Raw genomic sequence first — 21,029 nt, 5'->3', positions numbered from 1 at the left:
ACTGAAAATATGAAGAATATTATTTTTGACCTCGGAGGAGTTGTTGTCGAATGGAATGCCAAACGAGTAATTGAAACCTTTAAAGGGAATCCTATTCTCGTGAATTTTGTCAGAGAGAACCGTCTTTTCCTGAACGATTGGCGGGATTACGACCGGGGAGACGTCACTCGCCAAGAACTGATCAACAAAGTCGCCATCCTATCCGGTTGCCCACCCGAAGACTGTAACGAATTCGTGGAACACGTGAAACATTCATTGGTCTCCATTCCCGAAACTGAAACTTTGATTAAAGAACTTTCCGCACGGGGATTCAAACTCTATTGTCTTTCCAACATGTCTGTCGATTTCTACGATTATCTGAAAACACGGGAAGTTTTCAAGTACTTTGACGGGCAAATCATATCTGCCCTCGAACACATGGTGAAACCCGACCGGGAAATTTACGACTTGATTCTAAATCGCTATCATTTAAAACCCGAAGAGTGTCTGTTTATTGATGATTTGGAACCCAACGTGAAGGCCGCACAAGCAGTAGGAATTAACACGGTACATTTCACCGACAGGCACAAGGGCTACGAGGAAATCCGGGAAAGACTAAAAGAGAAGAAACAACGGGCAACCCTATAACTCTCGAACGTAAAAGCATAAAGGAGCAACTAGCGACCTACCTGAAAGAAAAAGTTTTTGGTAAAATCCTAAAAACGGACAAAATGAAGATTAATGACCGCAAACCGATTCTATTTGAAAAATCCGACCACAACATTTGGACCGATCCCTATATCCAACAGCAGATGTTAAAAAAGCATCTTGATCTTCACTCCGACGAAGCAAGCAGAAGGCAAGAATACATCGTGAAGATCGTGAATTTTATACTCCAACACACGAAACCGAAAAGCCGTTTGCTTGATCTGGGGTGTGGACCGGGATTGTACACGTCGCTCCTTGCGGACGAAATGCACACCGTAACGGGTATTGACTTCAATAAAGCCTCGATAGAATATGCCACCCACAAACGAAAGGACATTGAATACATATTAGGAGATTATATCATGAATTACCCCACGGGACAATACGATCTGATCACCATGATCTATTGCGACATGGGAACCCATTCGGATAGTGACCGGGACAAATTACTGAAAAATATATATCACTCGCTGACGGATAACGGGATTTTCATTTTTGATATTTTCTCTGAAGGAATTATCAATGACAGACAGGAAGGTAAAAGCTGGGAATACGAACCTTCCGGAGGTTTCTGGAATGAAAGTGAGTACTTACTTTTAAGCCAGACATTCCATTACCCGCGGGATAAAGCATTCGCGTATCAATATAATTTGATTGTCGAAGATACTATCAAACAATTTATCGTTTGGGAAAGATATTATTCCGAAAAAGAGATTACAGACCTATTGAAAAAAATAGGATTCCGGGAAATATCCATTCATAAAAATTTACTTGGCAAGAACAACTTCACGTCAAGCAGTGAAATGTTCATTGTCGCTGAAAAGTAAATGCCCTATCCTTTTTTCCGCAAGAAATGATAGAATCGCCAACACATCATTCCCCCGGTAAGCGTTAAGCCCACGGGGTAACCGACCCATATTCCCTCGATTCCCCAATCCAACACGAAACCACAGACATAAGAAACTGGCAACGCAATCACAAAATAACCGATAAAAGAGATCACCGCCATAGAGGTCACGTCTGCCACGCCACGCAAGGCATTAGCAAAAATGATCTGTAAACTGTCACCAAACTGGTAGAATACCAGAATAACCATCAACACGGCAACCAAGTTTACCACATCTTCTGACGAAGTATATAACCACCCGATATGCTCCCGCACCAACAAAAAGAACACGGAAACCGAGATGGCCAATAATCCCAGCAAATGAGTTCCTGCCAAAGTTGCCCGTCGGACTCCTGCAATATCTCCCCTTCCGAAGAAATTACTCACCCGGATAGAAACAGCCGACCCAACTCCATAATAGACCATAAACCCTAACGTGGAGATAGAGGCCACCACTTGATGGGCTGCCAAGGGAACCGTTCCCAACCAACCGATCATAACCCCACTGATACTGAATAATGCTGTCTCCATTCCCATTTGTAAACCGACCATCATCCCCATTCTATTCAGCACTTTCAAATCTCCCGTGTTATAAGTCGTTCGGTGATAGCCGACAAGATAACGCCGATAAGATTGTTTCCGGAAAAAGAGAATAGCAAAAGCCACGAACATGAAAATTCGCGAGGCCAGAGTAGAAATCCCCGCTCCCGTCAATCCCAATGCCGGAAGTCCCCACACACCATAAATCAAGAGAGAATTCCCGATAATATTCAGCAGGTTAGCCGACAACATAATCCACATGGAAGTCTTTGTATCCGTGATGCCATCAGCAAATTGCTTGAAACTATTAAACATCATAACAAACACGAGAGAGGTCAACTGCAACAGAAAATAAGGCCGAATCAAGGGTAATAACTCTTCCGGTTGTCCCATCCTATGTACATTCAAGTACATAATTCCCATCGCCACAGAAAGAAATAACCCGATCATAAAGTTTGCCAACAAGCTGTTACGTAACAACCCGCCAACCCGGAACTTGTCACCTCGCCCGAAGAATTGCCCAACCAAAGGTGTCAAACCATAAGAAAATCCCATCCCGAACAGGATCGGAATATTAAACACGCTATTCACGAAAGAAGCAGCCGCCAAGTCGGACGTACTGAAATGTCCCACCATAATATTATCCACCAATCCGACAACCACAATCCCTAATTGTCCCAACACAATCGGCACCCCGATCTTGATCGTCGCCGAATAATCCTCTCTATATTTTTGCAGCCAATTCATTTCAACAAAATAAACAAGTTTGAAAGTTCATAAGGTTTATAAAGCCATGTACTACCCCCTCCAACTCCCCCTTACACAGAGGGAGAGCTGATTACCAAACGGCCTTACAAACTTTATCAACTCCTATAAATACCCTTTCGCCTTCAACGACTCCTGTACTTTCGTCGCGATCTTCATACCCCATTGCTGTCCGACAGCCATACTTTCAGTAGCGATTGCCGGTTGCGCGGCAGCCATTTTTTTACCGACAGGAGATTCGTAAAATTTCGTAATTTCCTGTAAATCGGACAAAGTTAGACGCTTATGATAAATCGGGGCTAACATTTCAACCAAGTCATCTACCAATGTCTTCATCATCTCTTTTTCTGCCTCACTCCAAAATTCAGCAGGAACATTCGGGAGTTGTTGCTTCATCATGGCAAACATTTGCGGGATAACAAGCTTGAATGTCGCATCGCTTCCGGAAACCACGATCATTTTTTTCAATGCGGCAACGTATTCTTTAGAAGGTTGAGTTTGTGCTGTCTGAGCGACACTTACACCTCCTATACCCAAAACAAGAACAAGGATAAATAAAATTTTTCTCATAACATCATATTTTAATTTGTGTTACAAAGATACCTTTTTTACACAAAAGTGCGGACGAGACAAGAAAAAACAGAAATAATTTATACCTTGCAGCACGATAACGCAAAGAACTGAACTATGAGATATGTATTTTCACTTTTTGTAACTCTATTATTAGCTTGCGGATCAGTACTTGCAAACGGTCCGTTATTACAGAAATTACAACAAATCAAAGAAATATCCGGTATTCGGGAACTAAAAGTTCAACCTTACACGGAATACTACGAATTCTGGTACGAACAACCGATAGACCATAATAATCCCTCGAAAGGAACTTTCAAACAAAGGGTATTGCTGGGGCATCGGGATTTCAACGCTCCCATGGTAGCCATCCTCGAAGGGTACGGGATTTATTCCCCGGCAGAAAGCGAGTTGTCAAAACTATTCAAGACGAACCAGCTTACCATCGAACACCGCTTTTTCAATAACAGTAAGCCCGAAGGCGAAACCCCATGGACCGACTTGACCTTGAAACAGGCTGCCACGGACCAGCACGAAATTATTCAAACCCTACGACAAAAGATATACCCAAACACGAAATGGATCTCCACGGGTATCAGCAAGGGGGGGCAGACAACCGTCTATCACCGTTATTTCTACCCGGAAGACGTGGAGATAAGCGTACCTTACGTGGCTCCCATTAACTTGGAAAAAATTGATCCCCGGTTAGAAAAATTCCTTTCCAAACTGGGCGGAACCCCGGAAAACAGAAAATTACTCGAAGGTGGTGGAAAAGATATTAAATGGCAAATCTTCGATTTTCAAAAGAGATGTCTTGAAAATATGGATAAGCTTATGCCGCTCATGCAGGAATTAACGCAAGCAAAAGGCTATTCATTCAACAAAGTCGGCGGGACAGAACGGGCTTTCAAACTCACGATCCTAGAATTCCCATTTGCATTCTGGCAATGGGGAAACAACATCAATGATATGCCCCAACCGGAAGAAGACGATTATAACGAGATATTCAACTACTTGGTGAAAGTGTCTTCCCCGGATTTCTTTGACGACAAAGCCATTGAAAATTTACAGGCGTTCTATTATGCCGCTCTAACAGAAACAGGCATGTACGCTTATAATACCAAGCCGTTCAAGAAATTCTTCAAGGATGAACCGGAACCGATCATCACGTTCGACTTCGCCATGCCTAAGGGATATGAAAATGCCCCGTTCAACACACAACAATTGCAGGATATTAATCATTGGTTACAGACCAATGCAGAAAACATTCTTTTCATTTACGGGGGAAGTGATCCTTGGAGCGCCACGGCTGTCGATTTGAAGAAAAACAACAAATGCCGCAAGTACATCAAAGCCAACATGGACCACAAATGTCGCATTGCAAGTTTCGAAAACCTTACCCGTTCTGCCATTGTCAAAGTATTGAAATCATGGCTCACGGGTACGGAAGTCGAAGAAGAAATTGAAGAAGTTTTAATCTACTAACTGACGAATAATTGCGTCTGTCGCACCAAGTTGTTGATTGACGAACTTTAAAGCACTTTGCCCGGCAGCCTCAGCGATTGCCGGGCTATTTATTAATGAATCCATCAAGGAAGTAAATTGCTCCTTATCCGAGATTGAAAACGCCCCACCGCAAGCGATCAAATCAACCGCCTCTTTAAACTTGTGATATTTCGGCCCGAACAGAACAGGAATACCGTAGATTGCAGCCTCAAGCGTGTTGTGAATCCCTTTCCCGAAACCACCCCCGACATAGGAGATAGAACCGTAACGATAAATTGAAGACAGCACCCCGATCGTATCAACCACGAGAACCTGACATTTCGTCACATCGGCTGTCTCATCTGTATAGCGAGCTACCGACTTGCGACACTTGCCCAAAATATCTTTGATATGCCCCTCCCCGATCTCGTGAGGCACGATAATCCACTTGTAATTTCCTTCCTGCGCATTAATATAATCCAGAATAATATCTTCGTCTCCGGGCCAAGTACTTCCACAAACCACGGCCCTCCTGTCATTACAGAAAGCCTCCACCTTTTCGATTCTTTTTGCCGCATCCGCAATCTGTTTTACCCGGTCAAAACGAGTATCTCCCGTCTGTTGCACGTGAGTAATACCAATCGTTGACAACAACTTCACCGATTCCTCATCCTGCACGAAAAGACGAGTAAAGAACCCAAGCATACGACGATGCAAATTCCCCCATTTCTTAAAGAACGGTTGCTCCGGACGAAAAATTGCAGAGATCAAATATGTCGGCACCTGATGTTTATGCAGTTCATTCAGATAATTATACCAGTACTCGTATTTCACGAACACGGCAGCGTCCGGTTTCCATGTTTCCACGAAACGACGGGCATTTGAAGGAGTATCAATCGGTAAATAATAGATATAATCGGCTCCTTGATAATTCTTGCGAATCTCGTACCCGGAAGGAGAGAAAAAGGTCAATAATATTTTTGTATGAGGCTCGATCTCTTTCAATTTCTCAATCACCGGACGTCCTTGCTCGAATTCTCCCAGCGATGCGGCATGAACCCACACCAATCGTCCCTTTCCACGCTCAACAGCCTCCATCCGTTTCCATATTCCTTTTCGCCCTTTTACCCATAATGCCGCTTTCTCGTTAAAAAGAGAGGCCACACCGATAGCACAACGATATGCAATAATCCCGAAATTATATAGCATAATTCTATGATTTAATGATTTTAGATTCAGTGATTATTCGAAATTCATAATCATGCACCTAAAATCACATAATCATAAATCACCTAATCACCTAATCATTTTTCGGCTTCAAAGGTATAAAATTTATCGCCCAATGGTATAACTTTTGTAAATAACGTTAAGCAGGGGAGAATGAACGAGTTATTACATTACATTTACTCTCCGAATAGAAGTACGTATCAGTAAAACATTAAAATAGTCAAGTTATGAAGATCAAAAGTCTATTAACATGCATGATGGTAAGCCTTGTCACGATCCTGCCATTACAGGCTCAGGTCGGCAAGGAAATGAAAGCATTCCGCAACAAGGATGGTATAACCGTAACGATGTTAAACCCGTCGCTTTACAGCCTTTACAAACAAGGTGACCTGTCCCTACCCGCGGAAGAGGCTTTGAAAGACATAAAAGAAATCAACGTGATACAAGTTGACATCAAACGGGCCACACCCAAGGTTGTGGAAGAAATTTCTCAACGCATCACCCCGATCGTGGAAAACGAGGCCAAATACACGCTCGTGCGTAGCCACCGGGGAGCTTACAGCCAAGAATACCTCTACGTGACACAACACGAAGAACGTATCACGTCTCTCGTTCTATGGAGCGAAGATGCAGAAACACTTTCTATCGTGGAACTCAAGGGTAACATCCAACTGGATAACGTGGATGAAATCGCCAACGCGCTAAAAGTGAAAGGACTCGATCGCTTGGCTTACATCAACACGCCGACAGATCAGGTTGCATCCGGTTCCGATTTTATCAAAAAACTGGAAGAACGCTTTGGTATAAAAAGAGATTCCATTTTCGGGAAAGATCCTTTTGGTTCATTCCGGGAAAGTTTCGGCAGCATGGACGATATGCTTAAAAAAGCGGAAGAAATGTTCCGTGACATGGGACCCATGTTTAGCGGAGAATCGGATATGGAAGGGATGGGAGAATCCATTTCCAACGGTCTGGAAGTTATTCAGGAAAACGGGAAAACCCGTATAAAAGTAAACGCCAAAAACTCGGAAGTATCTTACGTGATCGACGGTATCGAATACGCAGCCGATTCCCTTAAAAACGGTATTCCCGACGAAATCGCTACCGTGAACATGATTACCTCCCCGACGAATGCCAAAAAATCATACGTGGTAATCAACACGAAACAGAAAAAAGGACAATTCATCAGTTATGCCAACGGTGTGCTGAAATACAAGTACAACAAGCAGGAATACACGTTGAATCCCGAGAAATTGGAAGAACCGGCCTTGATTATCAACAACCGTCTGACAAGAAGTTTCAATATTGATCCGGTACAAATTATACAGATTCGCCCGGTATCCGAACTGGAACGACAATTATTAGGCGCCCCATCAGCCCAAGTCATTATCGTAACCGATAAAATGGGTTTCTTCTTCTAACATTTTTCTTTTAAAAAACGTATAGCAGCAATACACGAGAGTGTGTCAAAAGTTGTTTGACACACTCTCGCTATAAACTAACAATCAACGCATACGTTATGAAATTGGCTGCTATCACGAGAACGGGAAGTTATTTCCTAACATTATTTCTATTCACCCTCATCCCTTCAACCGGAAATGCCGGACAATATCTACCCGACCAACCGGAAAAGATCAAACCATATAAAAAGGTAAGTGAACATTCGAATTTGCAACAAACCTTACCCTCCAACGATGAATGGTGGCAACTATTCAAAGATCCGATTCTCGACACGCTGATCAATAAAGCCGTCATCAAAAACTACGATGTGCGAAATGCTATTCGCAAAATAGAGATGGCAAAAGCAAAACTGCGGGTGGATCGCAGTCCCTACTACCCGACCATCTATTTTTCAGCCAATTATGCCCCGGAAAAGAGCAGCCTTAGCGCAGATAAAAAAAATATTATTGAACGGAACGGAACCGCCACCGTCAACCTAAACTGGGAACTCGACGTGTTCGGACGAATCCGGAAAGAGAGTTCTTCTCAGAAAGAATTCTATCTTGCAGCACAAGAAGATTACCGGGGAGTGATGGTATCTCTTGCCGCACAATTATCCACGGCATATATCAACTTGCGGAGCGCCCAGAAACAACTGGAAGTAACCCGTGAAAACATCGAGTCACAAAAGAAAGTTATGGAACTCACCGAATCAAGGTTCAAACTCGGATTAGCCTCCCAACTTGATGCGGCACAAGCCAAGAGCCTCTACCTACAAACCAAAGCGTCATTACCGGGAATCGAATCAACCATCGCCCAACAGATCAACCTAATCGGGGTTCTTATCGGTGAACATTCGGTTGCCATTCGGGACTCGTTATTAAAAATCCGTCCCATCCCGACCAATCCCCGGCAAGCAGCGAACGGTATTCCCGCCAATCTGATTCGCCAGCGTCCTGACGTACGTTCAGCAGAGAGAACGATTGACGGGTTGGCTGAAGCCGTGGGGGCAAGCCGTGCCGACTGGTGGCCCAAGTTCCTCGTGACCGGATTCTTCGGCTACTCGTCCGAAAACTTCGAACAGTTTACGAATAAAGAAAACATGATCTGGCAAATCGCTCCCTCTATTAAATGGACCATTTTCAGCGGTAGAAACTTGGTGGAATCCAAGAAATCTGCCCAATTACAACTTGACGAAGAGATCAACTCGTACAATCAAACATTACTGACCGCCTTGCAAGAGGTGGATAATGCGCTGGTAACTTACAACAAATCACTCCTGCAAATATCTGCCTTGAACGACGCATTCCAACAGTCACAATTAACGTTAGATCTCGCAATAGAACAATACAAAAACGGATTGGCCAGTTACCAGACCGTGTTAAGTTCCCAAATCAGTCTTTTGAACTACGAGAATTCCCTTGTGGAAGCCAGAACAGCCTCCCTTCGCTACCTGATAGAACTTTATCAAGCCCTAGGAGGGGGATGGCCGGTAAGTGAATTTTAAGAACTTTATAAACTAACCATATGAAAGCATTTTCCATTATTTGCGTTATTTCTATTCTTCTTTTGGCCGGATGTGGCAAATCGAAGAAACAACAGGAAACAGCTCCAACACCCTCGGTTGCCGTTGATCATCCGCAGTTGCGCACGGTGGTCTATACATTTGAGTACCCGGGGTATTTACAAGCGGAACAAACGGTAAATCTCGTGGCACGGGTTTCGGGCTATCTGGAATCCTATCAATTCACTCCCGGACAACGGGTTCGCGAAGGGCAAACTCTTTTCGTGATTGAGCCGCAACCTTATAAAGATAAAGTGACACAAGCCGAGGCAAACGTGGAAAGTAGTAAATCGAAACTCGCCTACACGAAAGCATCCTACGAACGGATGCAGGAGGCCGTGAAGACCAAAGCGATCAGTGAGATAGACTACCTTCAAGCCCAATCCGACTATGGAGAAGCCCTCGCGGCTTACGAAGAAGCCCGGAGCCAGTTAAGTCTGGCCAATATAGACCTTTCATACTGTATCGTGAAAGCACCTTTTACCGGGCGAATCTCCCGGAACATGGTCGATCCGGGCAACATGGTCGGAACAGATGCCAGTAATTCGGCTCTAGCCACTATATACAAGGACAACCAAATGTATCTCTATTTCAACATGGCTTACCCGGACTTTGCCCGGTTACCCAAGAATACCCCGTCTGCCCTCCCGGTCACCATACAAGACGTGAATAATCCGGAAAAGACTTGGATCGCCGCTCTGGATTACAGTTCCCCGAACATTGACCTCAACACGGGAACCCTCAACCTGCGAGCCATTGCCCGCAACCCGAACGGGGAACTTCTTAGCGGGATGTACGTGAAAGTCATTGTCCCCTACAAAAGTGTCCCGAAAGCGATTGTCATTCCAGAATCGTCCCTCGGAACCAATCAAGGCGGACGCTATGTTTATCTCGTGGGACCGAATGACACGATCGTCTTCCGTCAAGTGGAAGTCGGAGTACTCACTCCCGATGGGATGCGGGAAATCACCAGCGGTCTCACCCTAGAAGACCGCTACGTGACCAAAGCCCTCATCAACGTACGTCCGGGAATGAAAATCAATCCCATTCTGTGATTTAATGATTTTAGATTTTAGATTCCAGCCACACAAAAACGACGCTTTGAGAATTACAAAATCTAAAACTAAAAATCATTCATCTAAAAGCAACCAACTCGCGTTGTTGAAATTTAAAATCTGAAATCTAAAATTTAAAATCAACAAGATGTTATCTCGCTTTTTCATCAATCGACCGATATTTGCCACCGTCCTATCTATATTAATCGTGGTTGCAGGTGTGATCACGTTGAGATCGTTACCCGTGGAGCAATACCCCACGATAACGCCTCCCACGGTAGTCGTGGAGGCACAATATCCGGGAGCAAACGCCACGACCATCGCACAGATGGTGGCGACCCCGATCGAGCAACAAGTCAACGGGGTCGAAGGAATGCTTTATATGTCATCCACTTCTTCCAGTGCCGGGGTCTATCGGCTTACCGTAACCTTCGAGGTCGGTACCGACTTGGACATGGCTACCGTTCTCGTACAGAATCGGGTAAACATGACCCTAAGTTCACTTCCGCAAGAAGTGACAAAAATAGGAGTTACCACCACCAAAGAATCCACCAACGTGGTCATGTTTCTCACGTTGACCTCCGATAACCCGAGTTATGACGCTCTTTACCTATCCAACTATGCAGAATTGAATCTCGTGAACGAATTATCACGGGTAAAAGGAGTAGGCAGCGTAGGGGAATTCGGGGCAGGAAATTACAGTATGCGTCTCTGGCTGAATCCCGACTTACTGACCATCCGGGGCATCAGCCCGCAAGAGATTATCTCTGCCATCGAAAGCCAAAACATACAGGTAGCCCCCGGGGCAGTAGGGGCTCCCCCGCTTGCCAGTCCGGTAGCCTTCCAATACACACTGGAAACCCAAGGATTGCTGGTCAATGAAAAAGAATTCGGAAACATCATTGTAAAAACACTTTCCGACGGAAGATACCTACGCCTGAAAGACGTGGCCACAATCGAGCTGGGCAGCCAGACGTACTCGACAAACGCCCTGTTAAAAGGTCAGGCGGTGGCCGCCATAGCCATCTATCAACTTCCGGGAGCAAACGCCTTGGATGTGGCTCAACGCATCAAAGCCCGGGTAAACACGTTATCCTCGTATTTACCCGAAGGCGTACACCTGAATATCACGCTCGACACGACCGAATTTATTCATGCATCTGTCAAAGAGATATATAAAACGCTGGGGACGGCTTTTCTACTCGTGTTGATCGTCATTCTGATCTTCTTACAAAACTGGCGAGCCATGCTGATTCCCCTGATCGCCATCCCGGTATCACTTGTCGGGACCTTCACGTTCATGGGTCTTATGGGCTTTTCCATCAATACACTAACCCTTTTCGGGTTGGTGCTGGCCATCGGGTTGGTAGTGGACGACGCAATCATCATTGTCGAGAACAGTTACCGCCTGATCGAGACCGGAAAATATGCGGACATGAAATCTGCTGTCACCCAAGCCATGAAAGAGGTGTCGGGGGCTATCGTGGGCATTATCCTTGTCCTCTTGGCCGTGTTCATCCCGACCGCGTTTATTGGCGGGATCACGGGAATGCTTTACAAACAATTTGCTTTAACCATTGCGGCTGCAACCGTTATCAGCGGGTTCAATGCCCTGACTCTAAGTCCCGCATTATGCGCCCTTTTCCTAAAACCCGCCAAACCATCCAAATTCTTCCCGTTCAAGGGATTCAACAAGCTTTTCGAGAAAACTACGAACGGGTACACGTGGGTGGTACAAGGTTTTATCCGGAAATCGGCATTGGCAATTCTGGCATTCTTGGTTCTTGCCATACTGGCATTCATCGGTTTCTTACGACTACCGACAACTTTCGTCCCGAACGAGGATCAGGGGTATTTCGTGGTCTCCATGCAACTACCGGACGGTTCATCCCTCTCCCGGACAGAATCCGCGTCAGCCAAAGCGGGTGAGATATTAAAGCAAATCGACGGGGTAAAAACCTATATTGCCATCAATGGATTCTCCATGATGGACAACGCCCAGAACTCTAACGCGGCCTCCATCTTCGTCATGCTCGAAAACTGGGACAAGCGAAAAAGCAAAACCTTGGGAGTAGATGCCATCACGACCCGATTCAATGAACTGGCCTATCTCGAAATCCCGGAGGCACAAAGTTACGCCGTTTCCCCTCCCCCGATCCCCGGCCTAGGAGAAAGTAGCGGGTTTGAACTCATGGTGGAGGACATCAATAACTACGGTTCCACATCCCTGCAACAAGCCGTCGATCATCTGGTTGATGCAGGTAACGGAACTCCCGGTCTGTCCATGCTCCGGTCCACGTTCAGCGCCAGCGTTCCGCAATATTACCTAAACATCGACCGGGACAAGGTTGAATTAATGCAAATCCCGATAGGAGACGTGTTTAACGCTCTCTCTGCATACATCGGTTCTATTTACGTGAATAACTTCGTGAAATACGGCAGGACCTTCCAAGTTAAACTTCAAGGCATTCCCGACAGCCGGAGAGTGATTAATGACGTTTTGTTTTTGAATGTCAAGAACACGCAGGGTGAAATGGTTCCTTTCTCTGCCTTCACGACCGTGGAACAACGCCTAGGGACAGAACTTCTTCCCAAGTACAACACCTATTCGGCAGCCTCCCTATCCGGAAGTGCAGCCTCAGGTTATAGCTCCGGTCAAGCCTTGACTATCATGCAACAGGTATTCGAGCAGGAACTAGGCAACACCTTCGGTTACGAATGGACCGGACTGGCCTATCAGGAAGAGAGTGCGGGATCGACCACGACAATGATTTTCATACTCGCCATTCTTGTGGCTTTCCTCATTCTCGCTGCTCAATATGAAAGCTGGACCTCGCCGTTTGCCGTGATCATGGGACTACCCATTGCCCTGTTGGGGGTTGTCATCGGGTGTCTCGTGATGAATCTTCCGATCAGCGTCTACACCCAAATCGGTATCATCCTGTTAATCGCTCTAACCGCCAAGAATGCCATCTTGATCGTGGAATTTGCCCGAGACTATCGAGCTGCCGGGAAACCGATCTCCGAGGCAGCCATTGAGGCCGGAAAGGTTCGGCTACGTCCAATCCTGATGACCTCATTCGCTTTCATCCTCGGTGTTTTCCCTCTGGTCATCTCCACCGGAGCCGGGGCTGCGAGTCGAATCTCGTTAGGGATAGCCGTTTTCGCCGGGATGCTGATGACCTCGTTGGTGGGTACACTTTTCATGCCCAATTTCTACTATGTCATGCAGTCTTTACAAGAACGACTAACCCGAAAGAAACAGAAATCCTAAGGAAATAATATCCATTATTCGAACCTCTTTCAGAGATCATTCAGAACTTCCCCATGCCGTGATATTTAAGCCACGAATAAACTCTGAGTGATCTCTGAATGAGTGAGATTATTTGGGTTAGATTACTTCTTTATTTGGGTTAGTTTCGGGTAGAAATACAAAAAAGAGTGTACTCCACAGTTATATGTGTAAAGTACACTCTTTTAAAAACTTAAATTCACCCTCTTAACGAGGCTTTCAAACAATTAGAATACAATCGTCATCTCGTTAATCAAGTTCTGGGCATTCGCGATCTTGTCCACGATGAACAGCATGTAACGAGCATCCAAGTTGATACATCTTTGCAAGTTTTCCTCGAAATCAATATCACCGGACATAGCCTCTGAGTTTCCATCAAATGCGGTTCCGATCAACTCACCGTTACCATTGATCACCGGAGAACCGGAATTACCACCTGTAATATCATTGTTCGTGATGAAGTTCACGGAAATGTTGTCAGCACCGTAACGTCCGAAATTCTTTGCGTAATACAAATCTTTCAAATTTTGCGGTACTTCGAACTCGCCACCTTTCGGGCCTTCTTTTTCCATAACACCGGTTAACGTGGTGTAATAATCATAGAACACGGCATCTCTCGGTTTATAGCTCTTCACGTTTCCATAAGTCAAACGGATAGTAGAATTAGCGTTCGGAGCCCATACTTTGTTCGGTTCCATTGCCATCAATCCATTCACGAACAAACGATCTCCTTTGGCAATATTGCTACGCATAGAACTCATTTCCCCGCTTAATTTCTGGTAAACCTCGAACAAGCTCTTTCCCGTGATATAACCCAAATCTTTATTCAATTTCTTCATATCCGGTTTTTCAAGGAACGCATTCAAACGAGCCTCATCCGTGAAAATAGATTTGTCAGACAATTCTTTAGCGAATTTCTCGTAATTACCTTTGTATTTCTTGTTGATCAAGTTAATCACTTCAGGATGCCATTCGGCTGCCACGTTATCACTATAAATCTTGAACAAAGCAGCCATCAAGTTTTTGTCAACATCTTTGTTGAAATCTTTAAAGAAACCTGCTGCATTTTTCTTGATTGCCTCGATGTACATATCCTTCATTTCAGCCGGGGTATTTGCATCCAAAGCTCTTTCCAAAGTATTAGCCACTTGGAAAGCGAATAACGGAACTTCAGGACCTTGTAATGCAGCCTCCTGCATATAAGACATGGCCACGTTATACGGGTGCATAGCCTCGTAACCCTCTTTGATCAAAGTCAAAGCATTACCATATTTAGCTTTGCGAGCCGGATCAGCGTTCACCCAAGCGGTAAATTCACGCTCGATTCTCTCTTTCTCACCCATCGTGTTCAAATTCTCCAACGCAATATTCTGCTCGTGAGAATATTTCCAATAGTTAGCACATTGTGCATATTTAGATGCGTATTGAATACGAGTGGCAGCGGCAGCGTCCATTCCTTCTTTCATGATACGCAACTTCTCGGTACGTACTTTATAACGAATATCATTGGTTACATCCATCGTCTCTTTCAAACCGAAGCTAGTCAAGAAACGATCGGTTGTTCCGGGGAATCCCATGATCATGGCAAAATCACCATCCTGTACTCCTTTGGCAGAAACAGGCAAATGATGTTTCGGTTTCAACGGAACATTACTCGTGTTGTAAGGAGCCGGTTCACCGTCAGGACCCGTGTACACACGCATCATGCAGAAGTCTGCCGTGTGACGGGGCCAAGACCAGTTATCCGTGTCACCTCCGAATTTACCCATGCTCTGAGCCGGTGCGCCTACTAAACGAACATCGCGGTAAATCTTGTAAACCAACAGAAAGAATTGATTTCCCTCGAACATCTCCTGTACCTGAGCTTGAAGGTTAGTTCCTTGTACTGCCTTGGCAGAAATTTGTTTAGAAATAGCATCAATAGCTGCTGCACGTTCTTCTTCTGACATATTATCATTCAAAACGGCATTCACCTGATCGGTCACGTCTTCCATACGTTGCAGGATAGACGCAGTAATACCGGGATTCGGTAACTCTTCACTATATTTGTAAGCCCAGAAACCGTTTGACAAGTAGTCATGTTCCACGGTTGAGTGCTTTTGAATCACGCTGAATCCGCAGTGGTGGTTCGTCAATACCAATCCTTTGTCCGAAATGATCTCTCCGGAACAGAAATGCCAGAAAGGGCGTCCGTCGTTTCCTAATCCAACGATTGCATCTTTCAACGATGCCTGATTCACGGAATAAATATCTTCCGCCGTCAATTTACAGCCTTGTGCCTGCATCTGCTCGATGTTCTTCCCGAGCAATGACAAAAGCCACATACCTTCATCCGCCCGCACGATTGACGTTGAAAGCAAAGCAAATACAATAATAAAAACTCTCTTCATCTGTTTAAATTTCACGTTTAATATATAATCTGATCTAATTTAATTCCTGTCAAATTATGCCCTCGCCTCCCACAAACGATCGCGAATATACAATTTAATTCAAAGAAACCTTATGTAACTTACCGTGATTTAATATTATTATAACATTTTACAACACGCTGTCAGAGTATATTAATCCTCAGACGAAACCCATGAATGTATATCGTGAAAACCCCGGAGGAATACTTCTCCCAAAACGACATCCGGATCGGGTTTTAAATCATTTTTGGGGAGATCATTCCGCCCTCAACAACCATTTCCAAACAGGAATGACTTCTATATCCAAGCTCTCTCCAAATATTGTTTGTTCTTCATCTCTAGTCACGATGATCCCCTTCCGTATCGGAAATACTTCCGACATCTTACGTAACGCTCGTACCTCTCGTTCCCTAGTCATCGGATCATCAATACTATATGAAACTTGAATGGCCATAGCTTTGTCCGGAACATAAAAATCCACCTCAACCCCCTTATTGTAAAAGAATACACCCTCCTCCTCCACTTTCTGATAACACTTTATCAAATGAATTGCCACCATATTTTCCAATAATTTGGTTTCCCCATCAAATAAAAAATTATTAAGCAACCCGTTATCGTAATAATAACGCTTACGGCTAGAGGCTCGCTCTGCCATTGTATCCGTAAAATTCGGAATACTAAAAGTCAAATAAGCATCATCCATGTAAACTAAATAATCCGCTAAAGTATTACGGCTAACGTTACTCCCGGAAGATTTCACGATATGCAATAACCGGGTTTGCGTGGTCGGCTGCATAACACTTTCCGCCAGCTTTTTAGACAACAATCGTATAGCCCCTCCGTTACGAATCTCATTACGGGCAATAATATCTCCTAAAAGAATCTTTTGATAAAGCGAGTTTATCCATTCTCTTTTATCTTGAAGAAGAAAAGTTTCGGCAAAACCTCCAAAATGAAAATATGAATCAAATAGCCGGACAACTTGTACCCGTTGATCCGGATCATATTCCCAATTCTTTTTAAGTTCCAAACCGTGGTATGACAAATATTCAGCAAATGAAAATGGGAATATCTCCCGAACAATGTAACGTCCACCAAGAGTTGTTGCAATATCCCGGCTAAGCATACTGGCATTACTTCCCGTAATAAAAACCCGATATTTTGAATCAGCTAAACGACGTGCAAACTTTTCCCAACCAACGATATTTTGTATTTCATCAAGATATATCAATGGTTTACGATTTCCAAACATTTCGGAATAACACTCCAACAACAGGCCTAACTCTGACGCCTCAAGCAAAGCAATTCGTTCATCCTCGAAATTAATATAAAGACAGTCTTCGATCTCCGCTTTTCCCATTTTTATCCGATTTTGTATATCTTGATACATCTGGTACGACTTACCTGCACGTCGAATCCCCACCAATACATAATTCATATTTTCTTCAAATTGTATTGGTCTCTCGATAAGCTGAATCTCGCGAATCTCTTTTTGGCGTTCCGCAATAATTGCCTTGATAATCCGTTTTTCCATATACCATGCCCTTTATATAATGCAAATATAGCAAATTTATGCTTAATATATTGAGCATATTTGGTTTTTCTTCTTATTTCACAAACAATGAAGATGCCTTTTAGTAAACACGCTCCGTCATGAATATACCTACAACCTATTAGAATTATTGATTTTATTCCGTATTTTTGCAGCGGAAAAAGCGATGACATGGAAAAAACGAATATAAGAGCGTACACGTTACAAGAGTTAGCAAACGTCCTCGTACAACACGGGGAAAAAGCATTCCGGGCTAAACAAATCTGGCAGTGGCTTTGGCAAAAGGGAGTGACCCGTTTCGAGGACATGACCAACTTGTCAAAAGACTTCCGGGAATTCTTGGACAACCACTTTATCCTGCAAACGGCCACACTTACCCATAAACAAGAGAGTAGTGACGGTACGACAAAACTCGGCTTTACCCTTCCCGACGGGAACTTAATTGAAACCGTACTTATCCCAAGCAAGGATAAATCGACCGTGTGCGTCTCCTCGCAAGTCGGATGTAAACTAAAATGTAGCTTTTGTGCCACGGGTGGGTTGGGGTTCACCCGCAACCTGTTGCCGGAAGAAATATTCGACCAAGTAGTTGCCGTGAAACGTCTGGGGGAAGAACGGGGCCTACCGTTATCCAACATCGTACTGATGGGCATGGGCGAACCACTTCTGAACTACGAGAATGTCCTTGCCGCCATAGAACGCATCACGGCAGAGGATGGATTGGGAATGTCCCCCTATCGCCTCACGCTATCCACCTCCGGCATCGTGGAAGGCATCAAGCGACTGGCAGATGACGACGTTCGTTTCAATCTTGCCATCTCGCTCCACTCGGCAGTCAACACGACCCGGGACAAAATCATGCCGATAAACAAGGCTTACCCACTTACCGAACTCGCCGAGGCTATTCGGTATTTCGTGGATAAAACGGGGACACGTCCCACGTTCGAGTACCTGTTACTAAAAGGTGTCAATGATAGTCTCGACGATGCCAAGGCTCTCGCCTTATTCTGCCGGCAATTCCCCGTGAAAATCAATATTATCGAGTACAACGAAGTGGACAACGCCCCCTACCGTCACAGCCCGGATGCCTGCAGGGATCAATTTGTTCGTTACCTCGAAAGTAAAAATATCGTGGTGAATATCCGTCGCAGTAAAGGAAAAGACATTGATGCGGCTTGTGGACAACTGGCCAACAAAAATAGCTAGCCTACTACATTTTTAGCTATTCTGACATAGGTTTACAGTAAACTTTTTCAAGGTAATACACCGTGTTTACCCGTTGCACATTCGATGTACTTAGGGATTAAAGACGTATCAACTTCGCTACAAAGACGTATCAAAGACGTTCGTGAACGTCTTTGATACGAACCTAATTAGTCTTTAATTATTAATTATCTGGCGATTACCTTAAGTACTCATCTATTCTTCATTTGATAACGGATGGTAATACCTCCCCAAAAAACATTATAAACTTTACAGACTTTATAAATCTTATAAACGAACATCGGGTCCCGACTTCTCGTATTACAAGAAACTAAACACCTAATTATCAACTCATAGTATGAAGTTCTTCTTATTAGCCGTATTGCTCGTCGGATGCAATATCATGGCAGCAACAGCACAATCCGACAAGATCGTCGATAACCGGGCCATAGACACACTGGATCTAAAAAAGTACGTCGGCCTATGGTATGAAATCGCACGCTTTGACCATCCCTTCGAGCGAGGCTTGGTCGGGGTAACAACCGAGTACACCATCAAACCAGACGGTAGCATCGAGGTTATCGGACGAGGTTACCAAGACAGTCTCCGGGGAGAGAAAAAAGAGATCGTGGGTCACGTGCATATCCCGGACACGACACGACCGGGCGTTCTAAAAGTCACCTTTTTCTTGATCTTCAACACGGATTATCACATTCTGGAAGTCGAGAAAGATTACAGCGCGGCTCTCATCGGAAGTTCCCAATGCGATCATCTCTGGATCGTGAGCCGCACGCCGAAACTCTCGCCCAAGAAATTGGACGACTTGATGCAACGGGCGCGACGAAGAGGGTACGACACCACCGCTCTCATCTTCGTCCCGCACGGGCAGGAACAAATTCGGGAAGAGTTGACTAAACTCTGAGTTATTTTCCATATTTTTGAACAACCAAAGGTTCAGAAATATGGAATTATTTATACTTATATCCTGCGTTTTACTTCTCATTCTCAATATCATCCTCATCGGATTACATATTCGTTCCCGCAAGGACAGTACCGCACGGGATGTATCACGATCCATCTCGGACCTCGAAAAAGTGATCCGGGACGAATCCCGCTATAACCGGGAAAACGACGAAAACCGTTCCCGCAAAGACCGGGAAGAACTCGCCTCTACCCTCAACCATTTCCGGACGGAACATCGGGAAACCCTGAAGAATATCACCACCCAGACCAATTCCGCCATACAGGCTTTCCAGAAAAGTTTTGCCGAAAGCATGGAATTATTCAATCGCCTGCAACGGGAAAAATTCGGGGAACTATCACTCCGCCAGCAGGAGCTCTTGCAAAACACGGAAAAGAAACTGGAAGAGATGCGAGCCACCGTGGATGAAAAGTTACAAAAGACCCTGCACGAACGCATCGGACAATCGTTCGAACTCGTCAGCAAGCAACTGGGAAACGTGCAGAAAGGCTTAGGGGAGATGCAGACACTGGCGCAAGATGTCGGTGGGCTAAAACGAGTGCTTAGCAACGTGAAAATACGGGGAACGATCGGGGAAGTACAACTTTCCATGCTACTGGAACAGATTCTAGCCCCGGATCAATACGATGTAAACGTGAAGACCAAACCCGGATCGGACAAACTGGTCGAGTTCGCCGTGAAACTTCCCGGCCGGGCGGAAGGAGACGAATCGGTCTACCTTCCCATCGACGCCAAGTTCCCGAAGGATGTTTACGAGCAACTCCTTGACGCCTACGAGTCCGGAGACTTGCAACGGGTGGAAACCACTTCCCGCGTACTCGAACAGACCATTCGCGGTATGGCAAAGGACATCCGGGACAAATACCTAGCCCCTCCACATACCACGGACTTCGGGATCATGTTCCTGCCTTTCGAGAGCATATACGGAGAGGTTACCCGCCGGGCAGCCTTGCTGGAACAATTACAGCAGGAATACCACGTGATTGTCACGGGGCCTACCACACTGGCAGCGATACTGAACAGCCTGCAAATGGGATTCCGCACGCTGGCCATCCAAAAACGCAGCAGCGAGGTGTGGCATATTCTTGGTGGCGTGAAGGCCGAATTCGAGAAGTTCGGGGGACTTCTGGAGAAAGCCCAAAAAAATCTCCAAACCGCTAACAACCAACTGGAAGAGGTCATGGGCAAACGAACCCGGGCCATACAGCGACAACTCCGCTCGGTCGAGGCCCTTCCGGCTAAAGAGGAGCAAAACCCACTACTGGATCCATTTTCAGAAGAGGACGAGGCATAAAAACAACCAAGATTTTCACCTGAAATAAAACAAAACACGACTTGCTAGATTCTTTCCGCAGTTTTTATTAGCTTTGCCC

Annotated in this window: 15 protein-coding genes; 10 read left to right on the top strand and 5 right to left on the bottom strand. The window is 45.0% G+C overall.

Going from position 1 to position 21,029, the window contains the following annotated elements; all coding sequences use genetic code 11:
* Positions 1–9 precede the first annotated feature (9 nt).
* Positions 10–627: an HAD family hydrolase gene (locus QVC79_RS02145; protein ID WP_270595306.1), complete on the top strand. Its 618-nt coding sequence runs from the start codon at positions 10–12 to the stop codon at positions 625–627.
* 83 nt (positions 628–710) lie between these two features.
* Positions 711–1,514, top strand: a complete 804-nt coding sequence (locus tag QVC79_RS02140; RefSeq protein ID WP_270595305.1) for a class I SAM-dependent methyltransferase — start codon at positions 711–713, stop codon at positions 1,512–1,514.
* A gap of 5 nt (positions 1,515–1,519) precedes the next feature.
* Here QVC79_RS02140 and QVC79_RS02135 read toward each other — a convergent pair whose 3' ends face one another.
* Both QVC79_RS02135 and QVC79_RS02130 read right to left on the bottom strand, forming a co-directional pair.
* Positions 1,520–2,860 (bottom strand): MATE family efflux transporter, encoded by a 1,341-nt coding sequence (locus tag QVC79_RS02135; RefSeq protein WP_270595304.1) that lies wholly within the window; start codon positions 2,858–2,860, stop codon positions 1,520–1,522.
* A gap of 123 nt (positions 2,861–2,983) precedes the next feature.
* Positions 2,984–3,448, bottom strand: coding sequence for a DUF2059 domain-containing protein (locus tag QVC79_RS02130; protein ID WP_087421436.1), 465 nt, complete (start codon positions 3,446–3,448; stop codon positions 2,984–2,986).
* A 117-nt stretch (positions 3,449–3,565) separates the two neighbouring features.
* On the opposite strand from QVC79_RS02130, the gene QVC79_RS02125 reads away from it, so the two are divergent.
* A complete protein-coding gene (locus QVC79_RS02125; protein WP_124316807.1) occupies positions 3,566–4,933 on the top strand; it encodes a S28 family serine protease in 1,368 nt (455 codons plus the stop codon).
* Here QVC79_RS02125 and QVC79_RS02120 read toward each other — a convergent pair.
* Positions 4,922–6,142: a 3-deoxy-D-manno-octulosonic acid transferase gene (locus QVC79_RS02120; protein WP_270595303.1), complete on the bottom strand. Its 1,221-nt coding sequence runs from the start codon at positions 6,140–6,142 to the stop codon at positions 4,922–4,924. The two genes, QVC79_RS02125 and QVC79_RS02120, sit on opposite strands and share 12 nt — an antisense overlap.
* Before the next feature lie 245 nt (positions 6,143–6,387).
* Here QVC79_RS02120 and QVC79_RS02115 point away from each other — a divergent pair, with 245 nt between their 5' ends.
* From QVC79_RS02115 to QVC79_RS02100, 4 genes are all read left to right on the top strand, one after another.
* Entirely contained in the window at positions 6,388–7,581 is a 1,194-nt protein-coding gene (locus tag QVC79_RS02115) for a DUF4252 domain-containing protein (protein ID WP_270595302.1), read from the top strand.
* A 98-nt stretch (positions 7,582–7,679) separates the two neighbouring features.
* Positions 7,680–9,107: an efflux transporter outer membrane subunit gene (locus tag QVC79_RS02110; RefSeq protein ID WP_270595301.1), complete on the top strand. Its 1,428-nt coding sequence runs from the start codon at positions 7,680–7,682 to the stop codon at positions 9,105–9,107.
* Between the two features lie 20 nt (positions 9,108–9,127).
* Positions 9,128–10,219 (top strand): efflux RND transporter periplasmic adaptor subunit, encoded by a 1,092-nt coding sequence (locus QVC79_RS02105; protein WP_270595300.1) that lies wholly within the window; start codon positions 9,128–9,130, stop codon positions 10,217–10,219.
* A gap of 148 nt (positions 10,220–10,367) precedes the next feature.
* On the top strand, positions 10,368–13,493 hold the full coding sequence (locus QVC79_RS02100; protein WP_270595299.1) for an efflux RND transporter permease subunit: 3,126 nt from the start codon (positions 10,368–10,370) through the stop codon (positions 13,491–13,493).
* Positions 13,494–13,738: 245 nt separating this feature from the next.
* On the opposite strand, the gene QVC79_RS02095 is transcribed toward QVC79_RS02100, so the two are convergent.
* Together QVC79_RS02095 and QVC79_RS02090 are read right to left on the bottom strand one after the other, a co-directional pair.
* Positions 13,739–15,901, bottom strand: a complete 2,163-nt coding sequence (locus QVC79_RS02095) for a S46 family peptidase (protein ID WP_270595298.1) — start codon at positions 15,899–15,901, stop codon at positions 13,739–13,741.
* A 274-nt stretch (positions 15,902–16,175) separates the two neighbouring features.
* Positions 16,176–17,453, bottom strand: a complete 1,278-nt coding sequence (locus QVC79_RS02090) for an ATP-binding protein (protein WP_270595297.1) — start codon at positions 17,451–17,453, stop codon at positions 16,176–16,178.
* A 189-nt stretch (positions 17,454–17,642) separates the two neighbouring features.
* On the opposite strand from QVC79_RS02090, the gene rlmN reads away from it, so the two are divergent.
* The 3 genes from rlmN (at position 17,643) to QVC79_RS02075 (ending at position 20,950) form a co-directional block, all read left to right on the top strand.
* Positions 17,643–18,677 (top strand): dual-specificity RNA methyltransferase RlmN, encoded by a 1,035-nt coding sequence (gene rlmN / locus QVC79_RS02085; RefSeq protein ID WP_118303802.1) that lies wholly within the window; start codon positions 17,643–17,645, stop codon positions 18,675–18,677.
* A 355-nt stretch (positions 18,678–19,032) separates the two neighbouring features.
* Positions 19,033–19,596 (top strand): lipocalin family protein, encoded by a 564-nt coding sequence (locus QVC79_RS02080; protein WP_270595296.1) that lies wholly within the window; start codon positions 19,033–19,035, stop codon positions 19,594–19,596.
* A 40-nt stretch (positions 19,597–19,636) separates the two neighbouring features.
* A complete protein-coding gene (locus tag QVC79_RS02075; protein WP_270595295.1) occupies positions 19,637–20,950 on the top strand; it encodes a DNA recombination protein RmuC in 1,314 nt (437 codons plus the stop codon).
* The last annotated feature ends 79 nt before the right edge of the window (positions 20,951–21,029 follow it).

This window comes from Butyricimonas sp. (assembly GCF_019423355.1).
Taxonomy (GTDB): domain Bacteria; phylum Bacteroidota; class Bacteroidia; order Bacteroidales; family Marinifilaceae; genus Butyricimonas; species Butyricimonas faecihominis.
The sequence above is the reverse complement of the archived record's forward strand: the minus strand, read 5'-3'. Positions and strand labels throughout refer to the sequence as shown.

Bases quoted from the DNA above. Each gene is read 5' to 3' on its own strand.
- QVC79_RS02145 (WP_270595306.1), top strand. From the start codon at position 10: ATGAAGAATATTATTTTTGACCTCGGAGGAGTTGTTGTCGAATGGAAT.
- QVC79_RS02140 (WP_270595305.1), top strand. From the start codon at position 711: ATGAAGATTAATGACCGCAAACCGATTCTATTTGAAAAATCCGACCAC.
- QVC79_RS02135 (WP_270595304.1), bottom strand. From the start codon at position 2,860: ATGAATTGGCTGCAAAAATATAGAGAGGATTATTCGGCGACGATCAAG.
- QVC79_RS02130 (WP_087421436.1), bottom strand. From the start codon at position 3,448: ATGAGAAAAATTTTATTTATCCTTGTTCTTGTTTTGGGTATAGGAGGT.
- QVC79_RS02125 (WP_124316807.1), top strand. From the start codon at position 3,566: ATGAGATATGTATTTTCACTTTTTGTAACTCTATTATTAGCTTGCGGA.
- QVC79_RS02120 (WP_270595303.1), bottom strand. From the start codon at position 6,142: ATGCTATATAATTTCGGGATTATTGCATATCGTTGTGCTATCGGTGTG.
- QVC79_RS02115 (WP_270595302.1), top strand. From the start codon at position 6,388: ATGAAGATCAAAAGTCTATTAACATGCATGATGGTAAGCCTTGTCACG.
- QVC79_RS02110 (WP_270595301.1), top strand. From the start codon at position 7,680: ATGAAATTGGCTGCTATCACGAGAACGGGAAGTTATTTCCTAACATTA.
- QVC79_RS02105 (WP_270595300.1), top strand. From the start codon at position 9,128: ATGAAAGCATTTTCCATTATTTGCGTTATTTCTATTCTTCTTTTGGCC.
- QVC79_RS02100 (WP_270595299.1), top strand. From the start codon at position 10,368: ATGTTATCTCGCTTTTTCATCAATCGACCGATATTTGCCACCGTCCTA.
- QVC79_RS02095 (WP_270595298.1), bottom strand. From the start codon at position 15,901: ATGAAGAGAGTTTTTATTATTGTATTTGCTTTGCTTTCAACGTCAATC.
- QVC79_RS02090 (WP_270595297.1), bottom strand. From the start codon at position 17,453: ATGGAAAAACGGATTATCAAGGCAATTATTGCGGAACGCCAAAAAGAG.
- rlmN (WP_118303802.1), top strand. From the start codon at position 17,643: ATGGAAAAAACGAATATAAGAGCGTACACGTTACAAGAGTTAGCAAAC.
- QVC79_RS02080 (WP_270595296.1), top strand. From the start codon at position 19,033: ATGAAGTTCTTCTTATTAGCCGTATTGCTCGTCGGATGCAATATCATG.
- QVC79_RS02075 (WP_270595295.1), top strand. From the start codon at position 19,637: ATGGAATTATTTATACTTATATCCTGCGTTTTACTTCTCATTCTCAAT.